The organism is Bacillus thuringiensis (genome assembly GCF_001595725.1).
Lineage (GTDB): Bacteria > Bacillota > Bacilli > Bacillales > Bacillaceae_G > Bacillus_A > Bacillus_A thuringiensis_K.
Genome location: NZ_CP014282.1, coordinates 1,997,424 through 2,012,783 on the forward strand (window position 1 = coordinate 1,997,424; position 15,360 = coordinate 2,012,783).

Consider the following 15,360-nt stretch of genomic DNA (forward strand, 5'->3'; position numbering starts at 1 on the left):
CAGTTATGTTTTACTGAGCGCGTATAGTTTTGGTAAATCAAAATAGAGTATGAGAGATTAGTAAAGGCATTGGATGAAGGTGACAAGAAGACGGTTATACTTAATTGAAAGAAGAATATTTGGAACTTTTGAGGAAAAAGAACACTACTTGAACCATCAAAAGGCATTCTGATTAGATGATTATGGTAAGAAATATGGTAATAATATACCTAAAAGATTATGTGAATTTAGTTGTACAAAGATTTATGTACTTAAAAATGTTAAGAATGTAATGGGATTTTAGTGAATGAAAATTATTTAAACTGTATAGAAGGTGAAAAACTGAATGTGGAACATAAAAGAAGAAGATTTAGACAAGTTTCGAATGACATGTCAAGGTCGTTTAAGTTCTGAAGGTGCTGCGGGTTTTATGTTTGGAACAATATTTTATATTTCAATATTTATGTTTATTATTTTTGTAGGGGATTTGAATTACTACAATATTTTTTTGACAGAACTATTGTTAAAACTGAAATTGTGTTATTTAGTATTCAAATTATATTTTTAATTATATATCTATTTCCGAAAGCATGTTTTAAATTTCAAAAGTTACAAACGCTCGTTATATTATTATATGCGTTTCAGCTTGGAACGATATTATTTGTAGTTTCGATTGTCTCTGAAATGGCTGACAATTCAACTGGTAGGATGTATACTGGGCTACTATTTGTAGGGGCAGTTATTATTCATATTGTAGCAACGCTAGATACATTTAAACAAGCAAGTGAAGGTGCGTTTAGTAGTGGTGAAAGATCCACCTCTTTTTTTAGTAAGACAAAAGGAGCTATGATTAAGGGGGCTATAATATATGTATTAATACTACTTATTTTGATGTATTTTCAAAATGATTATTCAATTGATTTTTTTGTTATGTATGGAGTAGGAACTGTTTTAATGTATGCGGTTGCAATTGGAGCGGCAGAATTCCAACTATTGGCGTACTGTAGATTTAAATTCAAGTCATTTAATATGTCATGGGCAGAGAATGAGAGAATGCGTGGGAGAATTTGAAAACAAAATAAGAAATTCAAAATGAAAAATAAATAATATATTAATAGAATTTTAGTGTTTGAAAAATAATTGAAACGTATAGAAGGTGAAGAGCCAGGATGTGGAATATAAAAGAAGAAGATTTAGATAAGTTTAGGATGACATGTAATGATCGTTTAAGTCCTGAGGGTGCTATGGTTTTCTTTATTGGAGGGATAGTTTATACTTCAGTATTTATGTTTTTTATTTTTATGGGGGGGGTGGATTATTATCATACTTATTTTGATAAAACAATTGTTAAAACTGAAATTGTTTTATATAGCTTACAATTCATCTTTTTAATTCTATATTCATTTCCAAAAGCACGTTATAAATTTCAAAAGTTCCAAACGCTCGTTGTATTATTATATGCATTTCAATTAGGTACAATAACATTTACAGCGTTAGTTCTTCCTGGGATATCTGATTATTCAATTGACCGAATGACTTTAATTTGTGTAGGGTTATTATTTGTAGGAGCAGCTATCGTTCATATTGTGACAACAATTGATACATTTAAACAAGCGAGTGAAGGTGCGTTTAGTAAGGATGAAAGATCCATCTCATTTTTTAGTAAAAGAAAAGGAGATGTGATGAAGTGGGCTACAATATATGCGCTAATCCTGTTTATTTTGATATATTTTCATAATGGTTATGGAATTGATGTTTTAGTTCTTTATGTGGTAGGTATTGTTTTACTGTATACAGTAGCCATTGGAGCGGCAGAATTCCAACTATTGGTGTACTGTAGATTTAAATTCAAGTCATTTAATATGTCATGGGAAGAGAATGAGAGAATGCGAGGGAGAATTCGGAAGCGAAATACAAAATCCAAATCGAAAAGTAAATAAGAGTGAAATAGAATTGAAGTAAATGGAAATTATTTAAACTGTATAGAAGGTGAAATGTCAAGGTGTGGAATATAAAAGAAGAAGATTTAGATAAGTTTCGAATGACATGTAATGATCGTTTAAGTCCTGAAGGGGCTACGGGTTTTATGTTTGGAGGAATACTTTATAGTTCAATAGCCGTTTTTTCTATTATTGTATCAGGTGGTTGGGAGTACTGTATGGTTCTCCTTAACATAGGGGTTGTTAAGCTAGAGGTGTTGGCATATGCTCTGCAAGTAATTTTTTTCGTGCTATATTTATTTCCAAAAGCACAATTTAAATTTCAAAAGCTACAAACAATTGTTGTAATATTAAATGCATTTCAAATGGCACTATATTACTTACAGTTTTAGTTGTTTCTGAAATAGCTAATAATTCAATGGATCGTATTACGTTGAATTATGTATGTTTGCTATATTTAGGAGCGGTAATTTTCCATATTGTAACAACAATAGATACATTTAAATTGGCAAGTGAAGGTGCGTTTAGTATGGATGAGAGGTCTGCTTCTTTCTTTAGTAAAACAAAAGGAAAGATGATGAAGTGGGCTACACTATACGCATTAATCCTTCTTATTTTGATTTATTTTCATAATGATTATGCGTTTGATACTTTTATTGGATATGTAATAGGTACTGTTTTAATGTATACGATAGCAATCGGAGCAGCTGAATTTCAGCTATTAGCATATTGCAGGTTTAAATTTCCGTCATTTAATAAAACGTGGGAGCAACATAAAAGAGAAACTCCAAGATATCAAAAGAAAAATAAAAAAAGTAAATCGAAACGTAAGGCATAAAGAAAGTGTGTATTGTAAGTTTTGATGATAGAAAAGTAATTATTTACAGGAGAGTATTTTAACTTTTAAAAGAAAATTTAATTATGTAAGGTGATTAAAGTGATTAGAAGGTTATCTGATCGAAAGTGTAGAGAGAGTAGTGTGATGATGAAATGAAAAAAAAAAGGGTTTTTAAAATGATTAGTATCATAATAACAATCAGCTTACTACAAGCATGTAGTTTTTTTGAAAAAAAGATAGAGTATGAGCCATTTGTCAAAGCTTTGGATGAAGGTGACATGAAAAAGGTTATGTCCGCTAGTGATGATGGATATGCGTATGTGAAACAAAGAGGTATATATAGTACATATGAGCAAAAGGAAGATGGAGAGCACAGTAAAACAATTTATCAAACTTCGAAAGGTATATATAATACGAAAGATAAAAGTTTATATGGAAATACAACACAAGAAATTACCTCGAAAGTAGATAATAAAAATTATAGAGAAGAAGTTAATTATAGTACAAATATTAGTTATGAGAATGGACAGGTACAAAGTACGGATTCAAGTCTGGATGTTTCATACGTGAACTTAATTGTAGATCGTTTAAAAGGGATTGGGAAACTAAAGATGAAGCCAGGAGATGATATAAAAAAGTTTGGTCAGCCTAGTACTGTTGGATATAAACTAACTGAATCAGAGTTTCAAAGTATTATTAATGATAAGTTGAAAATACAATATGATGAATATGGTGGTGGATCGATCGCACTGCATATTGAGTTTACAAAGGGTTCAGAGCAGATATTGGAAGTAAGTATTGTAATAAATTATAAGAAAAGAAATGATGAAGGCAAGTTAGTAAAATACATATCACAAATACATACATCTTTTGATAGTCACCAAGGTAATAACCAAGATGCGAAACAGGAATATATTGATTTTAAAGCAAAGTATAATAAGACGCAGTAATATTTAGAAGGGCATTTGTACGGAAAGATAATAGCGACATAATTGTGATAAATGTTTCATAAATATAGTGGAAAGAATTTGAGGATAAACGCCCCAATTGCTGGAGTAGATGCAACAATTGGGGCGTTTATCCCGCTTTAATGGGCAGTAAGACCCCCACCTCAAAATGCAGCGAAAGCAAAGAAGTTAGGTGGGGGATCAACTGCCCATAAAAGTCCGATTGGTTCAACTAATAATCAGTGGGGATGGAGAAAACCCCCCACTGATTAAAGTTTCACTTTATCTGTCTAAATTTAGTTTGAATGCATACCATTTTTTAGTTAGAGTCCTCGCTCCTCAAGTAGTTTCTTCATAATAACGGTGTGAAGTTTTTGTGTAATCGGCTTTTATTGCTAAGTTACAACTATTTTCGTTTATAGAGTATCTCTTATTATCGATACATCGTCCACATACCAATATCTTTAAACCCTAGTCGTTTATAAATTCGTCCAGCAGCTGGATTGTTATAAAATAAACAAAGTGTTCGGCCTTCTTTCGTAAAGTCTTGGATCATTTTTTGTAATATGAGTGAAGCGTAGCCATTTCCGCGATAATTCGGGTGTGTACATACACCAACTACCATAGCGGATAATGAATTTTCAGCGGAAGTAGAGGCGGATGCGATGATCACGCCATCTTTTTCAATATAGTATGTGCGTCCTGTATTTGTTTCGATAGCCTGCCTTAATATTTTCTCTGATTCATTAGTAGTCGGAAATTCAGCGATGTCACTTCGTAATTTCATAATTCGTTCTATATCATCGAGTGAGGCAAGTTTAATTGTTTCATAAATTGGTGTGTTAGGTAAGTTGTTGTCATTTAGACATTCGCAAAAATACATTTCATTTTTGGCGCCTAGTTGTACACTTGGAGCAGTTTCAAATCTTTCTACAATAGTTGACTTGCCAGAGAGTTTAAGTGGCTTATATGCGGAAAGAAGTGCCTCATAATCAGTGGTAACAAAGTCTTCTTTACTATATGGTATAAATGAATCGTGGAATCGGAGTAAAATTGATTTTAATGTTCCATTCTCTTTAAATACTCCCCATAGTTCTTGAAAATCTGTGTCATAACCGAAAGCTTCAATATCTCCAATAATAAACAAGTTAAGGGCTGCTTCTTCTTTTAGGTAAGCGAATACTTGTTCATGATCTTTCTTTGTTAATTTTCGCATCATAATGAATCGACCTCTTTTTTATTTTTCTAAATATTACAACTTAAGTTTTTTGAAATCAATATAAAATTTTATGTTTAGTTCACAAACTTTCGGAAAAACTAGGAAAGATATGACAAAGGAGGTTATGAACGGTGGATCATCCAATTCAAGGGTTAATGAAAGCAGCAATGGAAAATTTAAAAGAAATGGTTGATGTAAATACGATTGTTGGAGAGCCTGTTCAAACGGCTGACGGTGGTGTGGTGTTAACGGTTTCTAAAGTAGCGTTCGGTTTTGGAGCAGGAGGTTCTGATTTCCAAACGAATGATGGACAAAGAGCGAACGGTAACGCTGCATTTGGTGGCGGTAGCGCGGGTGGTGTTTCTATTACACCAGTAGCATTTCTTGTGGTGAATAAAGATGGAGTAAATATTCTTCATCTACAAAATGCGACACATTTAGCAGAAAAAATGATTGAATTAGCTCCACAAACAATTGATAAAATTCAATCGATGTTCCAAAAAGAAGAAAAGAAAGAGGGAAATCATCATCCTCAAAACCCTGATGAAATCCTTTAAAAACGCCTGCTTATGAGCAGGCGTTTTTTCTTGTAATCACTATGTAATAAAACACATGAAATTGTAAATAGTTTTTGAAGTTTTTTCTATGTTTCTAAAATTTTTCATGTTAAAATATGCTATAGAATTGAAACATATAAAACGAAGGTGGCTAGGTGCTTTGTCTGGAGGATCTGACCAAGTAAAGAATATGATATATATTAATGGTAATCGTCGAGGTCATTGTTTTATTACATCAGGAATTACGTTTAAAGAGTTTGCGAGTAACATCCCTTCACCGCTTCATCAAGTGTTGCTTTTGAAGCACAACTTCGAATGGACGGATTTTCATTATCATACTTTATTTGAATATGTTGAGGAAGAAAATATACATAAGTTAATTCAAGCAGAGATTGATGAATTTGATGAATTTTGTTGGGTAGATTTTGATGATGCAAGCGATTTAGATGAATTAGAGCCGAAAGAAATTGCAGAATTATTATATTTGGCTCACAAAAAAGAACCACTTGCAAGAACATTCTTTCCGCTGTTGAAAAATAGATTTGTTTATTTTTCACATGATGACGGATGGTACAACAAAGTGTATTATCGTAGAATTGCTGATTTTGTAGGAATGTTAAGTAAAGTCATTCCGTATAAACTCGGTGCTTTCGGTAAGAAACGTTTTTCTTTCTTCCAAAAATCAAAAATTTTCCCAGCGATTTCAAAAGAATTGATTATGGGACTTATTCCACTAATGGAAGATGGTCTTTACATAGATCTAGCAGGGAAGATTGAGTCAAGAAGAGGTCTTGAAATTCCGGTATATGTAGTTGGTTCGTATGAAAGTACGGATGAGGTGTTAGATAATATCGATGAATTGAAAGAGGAAGCAACAGAAACAGGTTGGCTCATTTTTGATAAGAAAGAACAAGAGTGGCAATGGGTTGTTGACTAAGAAAACTTGGCGTATGAAGTCAAGTTTTCTTGTCATTTGAAAGGAGTACAAATGAAGAAATATTATACAATTGTGGGTATTATAAGTATTATTCTCGTGGCAATATTACTTATAACTTGTCCGAAAGAATCAGATTTTAAAGTGTATGTACAGGATAAGTATGCATTGAATTGTAACGAGAGTAGTTTTGAATGCACGCAAAATGTAGATGGTAAAAAAGAAAAACTACAATTTGAAAGTACAGATGCACGAAATGGTGTATTCTTTATGACTGTAAAGCAAACATTTAAAACAGAAGCTGGTGTTTCAAAAGAATATAGCGGAGTAGGAATGTTTGGTACATTTCTTTTTGTTTCAGAGAAGACTTTCTAGTAATAGAAGGTCTTTTTTTTATGCTTATGTTCATATAGATGAAGTAAGACAAGCATAGGAGGGATAGCGATGAAGAATACATGTATCGTTTGCGGTGGTGAGGAGTTTTTTTCCTCAACGTTATATGCACGTACGAAACAAGATTGGGCATATGCGCCAAACATGTACCGTTTTGAAAAGGTTTTTATTGAGCATAGGGATGAAGAAAATTATCCAGTGTTTCAAGAAATTACAGCGAAACATTGCTGTGGATGCGGTCATATTATGTTGTATCACGAATGAACACACCAAGTATAACTTGGTGTGTTTTTTTAAAACGCTGACAAAGCAAGGGGATAAAGTAAAGTAAATAAAACAGAAAAACTACCAAAACCAATTGCTGTATATCCAAGTGTTCTTGCTCCGAAATTGACAGCTAATAGGCCAACTAAAATTGCTAGGGAGCCGAGCGTAACTGGATAAAAAGCAATGGAGAATAACGAAAGAAATAAAGCGACATAGCCTACCATTGCGCCGGTATTTGTACCTTCTATTTCATTTGCAATTTCTTTACGCTTATGTCTAATTGGAATGCCAGCTGGTGATATTTCAGCAGCATACTCTTCGTTTTTTTCACCACTTTTAAAATGATGATTTCTCTTTCTTCGCATGTACATCCCTCTCTTTCAATTGGGTGTATCTATAGTATCTTTCAAAATGAGAAGAGCATGAGTATGAGTTAAACCCAAGTAAAGCAAAAAATGGAGAATACGTATTCCATCGTTAACATATCCATCTCCTATTGAAGATAGAGTGTGGGATTTTTTTCACTAGGACTGATTATCAGCCAGCAACAATTGGATTTTTATTAGCAGTTCTCTCCCATTAACTGGTCCGCATCCATTGAATTTTGAGGTAGGTGTCTTACTACAAGCGGGATAAAACAGGAATTTTGGAAAATGATGTAGAATGAAATGAGTGATAAAGCGTGAAGGTAGGGGAATGTATGACGAAATTTAATTGGCATGAATCAGCAGAAAAGAAATGGGATAGTAGTGCAGAGTTTTGGAATCAAAATAGTCAAGAGATGTGGGACAGCGGGAGTAGGAGCACAATTATTCCGTTTTTTGAACAATACGTGAAGAAAGAAGCACTAGTGCTCGATGTTGGTTGTGGTGATGGGTACGGTACATATAAATTAAGTCGCGCAGGCTATAAAGCAGTGGGAGTAGATTTATCGGAAGTGATGATTCAAAAAGGTAAGGAGCGCGGGGAAGGACCAAATTTATCTTTTATAAAAGGAGATCTTTCTGCATTACCATTTGAAAATGAGCAATTTGAATCAATTATGGCAATTAATTCTTTAGAATGGACGGAAGAGCCATTACGAGCGTTAAATGAAATAAAGCGTGTGTTAAAGAAAGATGGATATGCATGTATTGCAATTTTAGGACCGACAGCAAAGCCACGAGAGAATAGTTATCCTCGCTTGTACGGAAAAGACGTTGTTTGTAATACAATGATGCCTTGGGAATTTGAACAGTTAGCGAAAGAACAAGGTTTTAAAGTTGTAGATGGCATCGGCGTATATAAGCGCGGAGTAAATGAGAAGATGTTAGGTCAACTACCTACAGAGTTGCAACAATCGTTAACATTCTTATGGGTATTTATGTTAAAAAACGTATAAAGAAATGAAAGAATTTTTAGGAGGTAAATAAGTGCAGAAAATACAAAAAACTGATACAATATCATCAGAACCAATTAAAGGGGGACTAGGGTATATGACAACTACTACAACAGTGAAATCCGATATTGAAATCGCACAAGAAGCGAGTATGAAGAAGATTCAAGAAATTGCAGCTGATTTAAATATTTTAGAAGATGAATTAGAGCCATACGGGCATTATAAAGGTAAGTTATCTCTTGATATTTTTAAGCGCTTACAAGATGAGAAAGACGGTAAAGTTGTTTTAGTAACAGCAATTAACCCAACTCCAGCTGGAGAAGGTAAATCAACAGTAACAGTTGGTTTAGGTCAAGCTTTTAACAAAATTGGTAAGAAAACAGTAATTGCACTTCGTGAACCATCTCTTGGACCGACGATGGGATTAAAAGGTGGAGCAGCAGGTGGCGGTTTTTCACAAGTCGTACCAATGGAAGACATTAACCTTCACTTTACTGGAGATATCCATGCGATCACAACTGCCAATAACGCATTAGCAGCGTTTATTGATAATCATATCCAACAAGGAAACCCACTTGGAATTGATACACGTAAAATTGTTTGGAAACGCTGTGTTGACTTAAATGATCGTGCCCTTCGTAACGTAGTAATTGGTCTTGGTGGACCTGTACAAGGTGTACCACGTGAAGACGGTTTTGACATTACAGTAGCATCTGAAATTATGGCCGTGTTCTGCCTTGCAACAGATATTCAAGACTTAAAAGCACGTCTATCTCGCATCGTAGTTGCTTATAACTTTGCAAATCAACCTGTAACGGTTAAAGATTTAGGTGTAGAAGGTGCGTTAACACTATTATTAAAAGACGCATTAAAGCCGAACTTAGTACAAACGTTAGAAAATACACCAGCTATCATTCATGGCGGACCATTTGCGAATATCGCTCACGGTTGTAACAGTGTTATCGCTACAACAATGGCAGCAAAATTAGGTGATTATGTTATTACAGAAGCTGGATTCGGTGCTGATTTAGGCGCTGAGAAGTTTTTAGATATTAAAGCTCGTGCAGCTGGCATTAAACCAGAAGCAGTTGTTATTGTTGCGACGATTCGTGCGCTTAAAATGCATGGTGGCGTTGCAAAAGATCAATTAAAAGAAGAAAATGTAGATGCATTAGCAAAAGGTATGGAAAACTTACAGAAGCATGTTGAAACAATTCAAAGCTTCGGTGTGCCTTTCGTAATTGCAATTAATAAATTCATTACAGATACAGATGCAGAAGTTACATACTTACAAGAGTGGTGTAATGAGCGTGGCTATGCAGTATCCTTAACAGAAGTTTGGGAGAAAGGTGGCCAAGGCGGAGTTGACCTTGCTGAAAAAGTACTAAAAGAAATCGAAAAAGGTGAAAACAACTACGCACCACTTTATGAATTAGAATTACCATTAGAAGAAAAAATTCGTACAATTGCTCAAAAGGTATATGGCGCAAAAGATATTGAATTTGCTCCGAAAGCACGTAAGCAATTAGCTCAATATGAAGGAGAAGGTTGGAGTAACCTACCAGTTTGTATGGCGAAAACACAATACTCTCTTTCTGACGATGCAACAAAATTAGGTCGTCCATCTGACTTTATCGTTACAATTCGTGAGTTAAAACCATCTATCGGTGCAGGCTTTATCGTTGCGTTAACAGGTACAATGTTAACAATGCCAGGTCTTCCAAAACAGCCAGCAGCACTTCAAATGGATGTAAATGAAGATGGAAAAGCAGTAGGTTTATTCTAAAAGGTTGTAATTCATCTCGTTTATCTGTAAACTATATATACATCAAGTGGCGCCTTTCCATCGAAAGGCGCCTGTTTTTTGGAGGAAATTATGTTTGATCCAACTGCTTTTGACAATTTAAAAGTAATCGTAGAAGGTGCTGTGTATGATTTTGATCTACATGGAGATATTCTTGTAACAGATCGAAAAGATATGATGGATCTTGCTTCATTAAGTCGTATATATCATATCTCATTTCAATTAACAGAACCGTTTGAACCATTAGTAGAAGCAACATTTTCATTATCTGTGGATGCAAAGAACTTGTCTGGTGAAATACTAGAAGTGCCTCAGTTTACACCAGGTTGTGAGATGAAGCTAGCATTTTCATTCCCGTTAGAACAACCAGAAGTAAAATGTGAAGAAATTGAAACATTAATGCGTTCTATATGGGGAAAAGAAAGAATGATTATGCAGAAAGTTTCATACGAATATAATAAGCAAGCGATTTCATATCATAATAAGGTAGAGGTTCTATTTCAAAAAGCGATTACAGAAGACCATGTTGATGATTTAATAGCTGTTATTTCACACATGATAGAAACGGTGCGAACAATACAGCATTTTCTTCAAAAATAGAGATAAAGGAGAAAAACAAATGATAAAAGATATGCAACCATTTTTACAACAAGCTTGGGAGAAGGCTGGTTTTAAAGAGTTAACTGAAATTCAAAAACAAGCGATCCCAACTATTTTAGAAGGACAAGACGTTATAGCTGAATCTCCAACTGGAACAGGAAAAACATTAGCGTACTTATTACCCCTTTTACATAAAATTAATCCTGAAGTAAAACAGCCACAAGTTGTTGTTTTAGCGCCAACACGTGAACTTGTAATGCAAATTCATGAAGAGGTTCAAAAGTTTACAGCAGGAACTGAAATTTCAGGTGCATCTTTAATTGGTGGTGCAGATATTAAGCGCCAAGTTGAAAAATTAAAGAAACACCCAAGAGTAATTGTCGGTTCACCAGGCCGTATTTTAGAATTAATTCGTATGAAAAAGCTAAAAATGCATGAAGTAAAAACAATTGTATTTGATGAGTTTGATCAAATTGTAAAGCAAAAAATGATGGGCGCAGTGCAAGATGTAATTAAATCAACGATGCGCGATCGTCAATTAGTATTCTTCTCGGCGACAATGACAAAAGCGGCAGAAGATGCGGCACGTGATTTAGCAGTGGAACCACAATTAGTACGTGTAACACGTGCAGAATCAAAAAGCTTAGTTGAGCATACGTATATCATTTGTGAGCGACGCGAAAAAAATGATTACGTAAGAAGAATTATGCATATGGGCGATGTAAAAGCAGTTGCGTTCTTAAACGACCCATTCCGTTTAGATGAAATTACTGAGAAATTGAAATTCCGTAAAATGAAAGCAGCAGCTCTTCATGCAGAAGCAAGTAAACAAGAGCGTGAAGCGACAATGCGTGCTTTCCGCGGAGGGAAAGTAGAAATTCTACTTGCTACTGATATTGCAGCACGTGGTATCGACATTGACGATTTAACACATGTAATTCACTTAGAATTACCAGACACAGTAGACCAATATATTCACCGCTCAGGACGTACTGGACGTATGGGTAAAGAAGGAACTGTCGTGTCTCTTGTAACACCACAAGAAGAGCGTAAATTACTGCAATTTGCGAAAAAACTAGGCATTGTATTTACGAAGCAAGAAATGTTCAAGGGATCATTCGTAGAAACGAAACCGAAAGCACCAAAGAAAAAGAAACCAGCATTTACTGGGAAGAAAAAGCCTAGATAAATGATGGAGAAGGCGTAACTATTTGTAGTTACGTCTTTTTTGTTTGTAAACAAGTGATAATGGGAATTGTATTAGTGTTTTTAATGTGCCTATCATATATATGCTTCTACTGGGAGTATCGAAAAAAGGGTAGTTTATTTATTTGGTTTATACGAGGAAATAATATAAAAAAGTCGAATATTAAAATGATGCGAAATAATAAAAAGAAGGTACATATATGGATAGGAAATTAGGAATGTTTTTGAATACGAAATATATTGAAGTAAACGAAGGAATACAAAAAGCAAGGGAATGGGATTTAGAATATATTCAATTATATGCTATGAATCCGACTTTCAACTTAGCTAACATCTCAAAGATACAATGGAATACATTAAAAGAAAACTTATCTTTTAATGAGATTCAAGTCCCGTCATTAGCAATTAGCTTCGGAGAAAATGGAATAATAGGAACTGAAGCTGAATGTGTAATAGAGAGTTTTAAATATATTACTGATAAAGGGTTAAGGTTAGGAGCTAACATAGTAACAGCCCATATTGGGAAAATCCCTGAGGATGAAAATAGTGAGTACTATGATAAAATGCTACGTGTTTGTAATGAAATAGGGGACTTAGCGTTCAGATTTGGAGGATTCTTCGCCATTGAGACGGGATCTGAAAAAGCAATAGTATTAAAACGATTTTTAGAAACTGCAAACTCGAAAGGACTAGCTGTTAACTTTGACCCAGCAAATTTAATAAGTGATGTAAATGAAAATCCGGGAGAAGGTTTATTACTATTAAAAGATTATATAGTACAAACTCATATTAAAGATTGTAAAGAAGTGAAAAGTGATCGTTCAACTAAGTATATAGAAGTCGCAGCAGGGAATGGTGAAGTAGATTTCGATATATTCTTCAAAGTATTAGATAAAATTGGATTCGACGGATATAACATGATTGAAAGAAATGATTATTTTGATGAACTGGATGGGATGAGTCAGTCGATAAATTTTGCAAAGAAGTACATACCAACTCAAAAGGAATAACGATAGTATTTGTAGAAAGCTACATAGAATATAAAAACCATTAGGGGGAAATGTAATGATCCATAAAGTAGGACAAATTATGTTATATGTAAATAATCAAGATGAGGCAGTAAATTTTTGGACGGAAAAGGTAGGGCTTCATGTAGTTGCAGAGGAAGATAATAAGCAAGGAATGAGATGGATTGAAATCGCTCCGAAAAGCGGTGCAGAAACGAGCATTATATTACATAATAAAGAAGTTATTTCTAAAATGAGCCCAGAATTGAATCTTGGTACACCGTCCCTAATGTTCTTCTCAGAAAATCTTGATCAATTATATACAGATTTAACAAATAAAAATGTTACTGTTGGAGAAATGGTAACTATGCCTTCTGGTAAAGTGTTTAACTTTGCTGATAGTGAAGGGAATTATTTTGCGGTTATGGAGAAGAACCAATAATAATATTGCTATGTGAAAATCCCCCTCAAATATATTTGAGGGGGATTAAATTTTTGAAGTGGATTTTTCATTAGAGAGTTGTTTAATAAAAAATACTCCTTTTTCAATAGCTGTCTCAATATAGCCAACGATTTGGTCAAACGTAAATACTTGTAAGTCTTCATGCAAATGTTGCTTTGGATATAACATATCTTCAAAAAGATACTTTCGAAATTCTAAAACGTTTTCTTTAGAAACCTCTTCAATATCCACAATGTGAGCCTTTTGATTGAGAAGAGAGAAAAGCTGTTGTTCTTGATCGTAATGATGAAGCAACTTTGCATTTAACAATTTAAAATCGTTATAGTACAGGGGTGCGATAGTTTCGTCATTCTCTATTCTATTTTTTAGCCAAGGTAGAAAAAATCCACTTAGCCAATTATCATCGGCAATGAGGTGGGTATAATAGCCTAAAATAAATGGGGAATCTATATGTGATTCATATTTATGAAAAAATGAATCATAATCTATTCTTCTCGTATAGTTCTTCGTTGTACCGGCATAAAAATGTGAGGTTCCTTTTTCTTTTTTTGAATGAACAGCATCAGGGGCTACAGCTCCAAGTAAGAAAGAAGTCTTATCGTGAATTGATAGTTTCTCAGCAATACCACTAGCGATAATAACATGCATAATTCGTGATCCCATGAATGCCACCTCTGTTTCCAGTATTCATTTCAGGAAGAGGACTAAACAGTTAGTATTACTTTCCCTGTACTTTTTCTACTTTCGACCCATTCATGTGCTTTCCCTGCATTTTGAAGTGGAAAAGATTTCGTAGCCTTAATTTGTAAACGTCCGTCACGCAAATAACGGAAAACTTCATTTGCAGTTTCTTGGAGCAGTTCAGGACGCTTTTTTCGTGTGGTTCCAAAGCTAAAACCGAGTATAGAGCGGCAACTTGCATGTAAATCTTTCGTTTGAAAGTTACCAATTTCACCGCTAGCATTACCGAAATGAACGAGGCGACCGTAATAAGCAAGGCAGTTTAAACTTCTTTCAGAAACCGTTCCAGAAATAGAGTCTAAAATTACATCAACCCCTTTACCATTTGTCAGTTCATTGACTTTCTCTACAAAATCTTCAGCTTGATGACAAATAACATAATCAGCTCCAGCATCTAAAGCAATTTCTTTTTTTGCTTCACTTCCGACAATGCCTATAACTGTTCCAGCCTCTAATAGTTTAGCAAGTTGAATAGCAGTAGTGCCAATTCCGCCAGCAGCCGCATGAATGAGTACAGATTCACCTTGTTGAAGCCTTGCAACATTAGCGAGTAAATTATAGCTTGTAAAAGATACAATTGGACAAGCAGCTGCAGTTTGAAAATCGACTTCATGAGGTAAAGAAAAAGTAAGATTTTCGTTTGCGACAACGTATTCTGCGTAAGATCCATTTTGAGGAAAAGCGATGACTCGCTGTCCAGGATAAATATTTTTCACATGAGAACCGATTCGTTCTACAACACCAGCGACATCTATCCCTGGTATAAAAGGTAGTGCTTTATTTCCTTTTTTACCATAACGGGATTTAATATCGGCGAAATTTACACTAGTAGCAACAACGCGAATTAAAACTTGGTCTTCTGAAATAGTCGGCACATCCACATCTGTATATTTCATCACTTCAGGACCACCGAACGACGTTACAACGATAGCTTTCATCATATATCCTCCTAAATTTGACTATATAAATCATTTTAAATGTTCATTAGAAATTGGAAAATTATATAATAGTTATGTTTGATTATAAGTGAAGCTTATGAACTCAATGAATCATAATATTAATTTATATAAAAAAACTTTTAAAAAAT

At 34.3% G+C, this 15,360-nt stretch carries 17 protein-coding genes and 2 pseudogenes; 15 read left to right on the top strand and 4 right to left on the bottom strand.

What is annotated here, in order from left to right; all coding sequences use genetic code 11:
- Positions 1-42 precede the first annotated feature (42 nt).
- From AXW78_RS34800 to AXW78_RS10240, 5 genes and pseudogenes are all read left to right on the top strand, one after another.
- Positions 43-108 carry a DUF3952 domain-containing protein gene (locus AXW78_RS34800; RefSeq protein WP_231122454.1) on the top strand — a complete coding sequence of 22 codons (66 nt, stop codon included), beginning with the start codon at positions 43-45 and terminating at the stop codon, positions 106-108.
- A 217-nt stretch (positions 109-325) separates the two neighbouring features.
- Positions 326-1,050, top strand: a pseudogene (locus AXW78_RS10225) (hypothetical protein).
- Positions 1,051-1,148: 98 nt separating this feature from the next.
- Complete coding sequence (locus tag AXW78_RS10230) at positions 1,149-1,919, top strand: hypothetical protein (RefSeq protein WP_061884099.1); 771 nt, start codon at positions 1,149-1,151, stop codon at positions 1,917-1,919.
- 62 nt (positions 1,920-1,981) lie between these two features.
- A pseudogene (locus AXW78_RS10235) lies at positions 1,982-2,757 on the top strand (hypothetical protein).
- A gap of 176 nt (positions 2,758-2,933) precedes the next feature.
- Positions 2,934-3,707: a DUF3952 domain-containing protein gene (locus tag AXW78_RS10240; RefSeq protein WP_061884100.1), complete on the top strand. Its 774-nt coding sequence runs from the start codon at positions 2,934-2,936 to the stop codon at positions 3,705-3,707.
- Positions 3,708-4,137: 430 nt separating this feature from the next.
- On the opposite strand, the gene AXW78_RS10245 is transcribed toward AXW78_RS10240, so the two are convergent.
- Complete coding sequence (locus AXW78_RS10245; RefSeq protein WP_061884101.1) at positions 4,138-4,923, bottom strand: GNAT family N-acetyltransferase; 786 nt, start codon at positions 4,921-4,923, stop codon at positions 4,138-4,140.
- Positions 4,924-5,054: 131 nt separating this feature from the next.
- On the opposite strand from AXW78_RS10245, the gene ytfJ reads away from it, so the two are divergent.
- The 4 genes from ytfJ to AXW78_RS10265 all read left to right on the top strand — a co-directional run bounded on the left by ytfJ (position 5,055) and on the right by AXW78_RS10265 (position 7,071).
- Positions 5,055-5,480: a GerW family sporulation protein gene (ytfJ, locus tag AXW78_RS10250; protein WP_000349986.1), complete on the top strand. Its 426-nt coding sequence runs from the start codon at positions 5,055-5,057 to the stop codon at positions 5,478-5,480.
- Positions 5,481-5,640: 160 nt separating this feature from the next.
- Positions 5,641-6,417 carry an oxalate:formate antiporter gene (locus AXW78_RS10255; protein ID WP_000014087.1) on the top strand — a complete coding sequence of 259 codons (777 nt, stop codon included), beginning with the start codon at positions 5,641-5,643 and terminating at the stop codon, positions 6,415-6,417.
- Between the two features lie 51 nt (positions 6,418-6,468).
- Complete coding sequence (locus tag AXW78_RS10260) at positions 6,469-6,789, top strand: hypothetical protein (RefSeq protein ID WP_000761174.1); 321 nt, start codon at positions 6,469-6,471, stop codon at positions 6,787-6,789.
- A gap of 69 nt (positions 6,790-6,858) precedes the next feature.
- Entirely contained in the window at positions 6,859-7,071 is a 213-nt protein-coding gene (locus tag AXW78_RS10265; protein ID WP_000798747.1) for a hypothetical protein, read from the top strand.
- A gap of 29 nt (positions 7,072-7,100) precedes the next feature.
- Here the strand turns inward: AXW78_RS10265 and AXW78_RS10270 are convergent, their stop codons facing one another.
- The gene (locus AXW78_RS10270; RefSeq protein ID WP_001253201.1) at positions 7,101-7,439 is read right to left on the bottom strand and encodes a hypothetical protein; all 339 of its coding nucleotides are present in this window, start codon (positions 7,437-7,439) and stop codon (positions 7,101-7,103) included.
- A 335-nt stretch (positions 7,440-7,774) separates the two neighbouring features.
- Between AXW78_RS10270 and AXW78_RS10275 the strand changes: the two genes are divergently transcribed.
- The 6 genes from AXW78_RS10275 (at position 7,775) to AXW78_RS10300 (ending at position 13,511) form a co-directional block, all read left to right on the top strand.
- A complete protein-coding gene (locus tag AXW78_RS10275; protein ID WP_000160041.1) occupies positions 7,775-8,455 on the top strand; it encodes a class I SAM-dependent methyltransferase in 681 nt (226 codons plus the stop codon).
- Between the two features lie 94 nt (positions 8,456-8,549).
- Complete coding sequence (locus AXW78_RS10280) at positions 8,550-10,238, top strand: formate--tetrahydrofolate ligase (RefSeq protein ID WP_033672993.1); 1,689 nt, start codon at positions 8,550-8,552, stop codon at positions 10,236-10,238.
- A gap of 90 nt (positions 10,239-10,328) precedes the next feature.
- A complete protein-coding gene (locus tag AXW78_RS10285; protein WP_000460219.1) occupies positions 10,329-10,856 on the top strand; it encodes a hypothetical protein in 528 nt (175 codons plus the stop codon).
- A 19-nt stretch (positions 10,857-10,875) separates the two neighbouring features.
- Positions 10,876-12,045: a DEAD/DEAH box helicase gene (locus AXW78_RS10290; RefSeq protein WP_000588614.1), complete on the top strand. Its 1,170-nt coding sequence runs from the start codon at positions 10,876-10,878 to the stop codon at positions 12,043-12,045.
- Between the two features lie 217 nt (positions 12,046-12,262).
- Positions 12,263-13,072, top strand: coding sequence for a sugar phosphate isomerase/epimerase family protein (locus AXW78_RS10295; RefSeq protein ID WP_000375222.1), 810 nt, complete (start codon positions 12,263-12,265; stop codon positions 13,070-13,072).
- Between the two features lie 55 nt (positions 13,073-13,127).
- Positions 13,128-13,511 carry a VOC family protein gene (locus AXW78_RS10300; protein WP_061884102.1) on the top strand — a complete coding sequence of 128 codons (384 nt, stop codon included), beginning with the start codon at positions 13,128-13,130 and terminating at the stop codon, positions 13,509-13,511.
- Positions 13,512-13,556: 45 nt separating this feature from the next.
- On the opposite strand, the gene AXW78_RS10305 is transcribed toward AXW78_RS10300, so the two are convergent.
- Positions 13,557-14,195 carry a zinc dependent phospholipase C family protein gene (locus AXW78_RS10305; RefSeq protein ID WP_061884103.1) on the bottom strand — a complete coding sequence of 213 codons (639 nt, stop codon included), beginning with the start codon at positions 14,193-14,195 and terminating at the stop codon, positions 13,557-13,559.
- Positions 14,196-14,236: 41 nt separating this feature from the next.
- Positions 14,237-15,211 (bottom strand): quinone oxidoreductase family protein, encoded by a 975-nt coding sequence (locus AXW78_RS10310; RefSeq protein WP_061884104.1) that lies wholly within the window; start codon positions 15,209-15,211, stop codon positions 14,237-14,239.
- Positions 15,212-15,360 lie beyond the last annotated feature (149 nt).

Excerpts from the sequence above, each read along its gene's own strand:
- AXW78_RS10230 (WP_061884099.1), top strand. The coding sequence starts at position 1,149 with ATGTGGAATATAAAAGAAGAAGATTTAGATAAGTTTAGGATGACATGT.
- AXW78_RS10240 (WP_061884100.1), top strand. The coding sequence starts at position 2,934 with ATGATTAGTATCATAATAACAATCAGCTTACTACAAGCATGTAGTTTT.
- AXW78_RS10245 (WP_061884101.1), bottom strand. The coding sequence starts at position 4,923 with ATGATGCGAAAATTAACAAAGAAAGATCATGAACAAGTATTCGCTTAC.
- AXW78_RS10260 (WP_000761174.1), top strand. The coding sequence starts at position 6,469 with ATGAAGAAATATTATACAATTGTGGGTATTATAAGTATTATTCTCGTG.
- AXW78_RS10265 (WP_000798747.1), top strand. The coding sequence starts at position 6,859 with ATGAAGAATACATGTATCGTTTGCGGTGGTGAGGAGTTTTTTTCCTCA.
- AXW78_RS10270 (WP_001253201.1), bottom strand. The coding sequence starts at position 7,439 with ATGCGAAGAAAGAGAAATCATCATTTTAAAAGTGGTGAAAAAAACGAA.
- AXW78_RS10275 (WP_000160041.1), top strand. The coding sequence starts at position 7,775 with ATGACGAAATTTAATTGGCATGAATCAGCAGAAAAGAAATGGGATAGT.
- AXW78_RS10280 (WP_033672993.1), top strand. The coding sequence starts at position 8,550 with ATGACAACTACTACAACAGTGAAATCCGATATTGAAATCGCACAAGAA.
- AXW78_RS10285 (WP_000460219.1), top strand. The coding sequence starts at position 10,329 with ATGTTTGATCCAACTGCTTTTGACAATTTAAAAGTAATCGTAGAAGGT.
- AXW78_RS10290 (WP_000588614.1), top strand. The coding sequence starts at position 10,876 with ATGATAAAAGATATGCAACCATTTTTACAACAAGCTTGGGAGAAGGCT.
- AXW78_RS10295 (WP_000375222.1), top strand. The coding sequence starts at position 12,263 with ATGGATAGGAAATTAGGAATGTTTTTGAATACGAAATATATTGAAGTA.
- AXW78_RS10300 (WP_061884102.1), top strand. The coding sequence starts at position 13,128 with ATGATCCATAAAGTAGGACAAATTATGTTATATGTAAATAATCAAGAT.
- AXW78_RS10305 (WP_061884103.1), bottom strand. The coding sequence starts at position 14,195 with ATGGGATCACGAATTATGCATGTTATTATCGCTAGTGGTATTGCTGAG.
- AXW78_RS10310 (WP_061884104.1), bottom strand. The coding sequence starts at position 15,211 with ATGAAAGCTATCGTTGTAACGTCGTTCGGTGGTCCTGAAGTGATGAAA.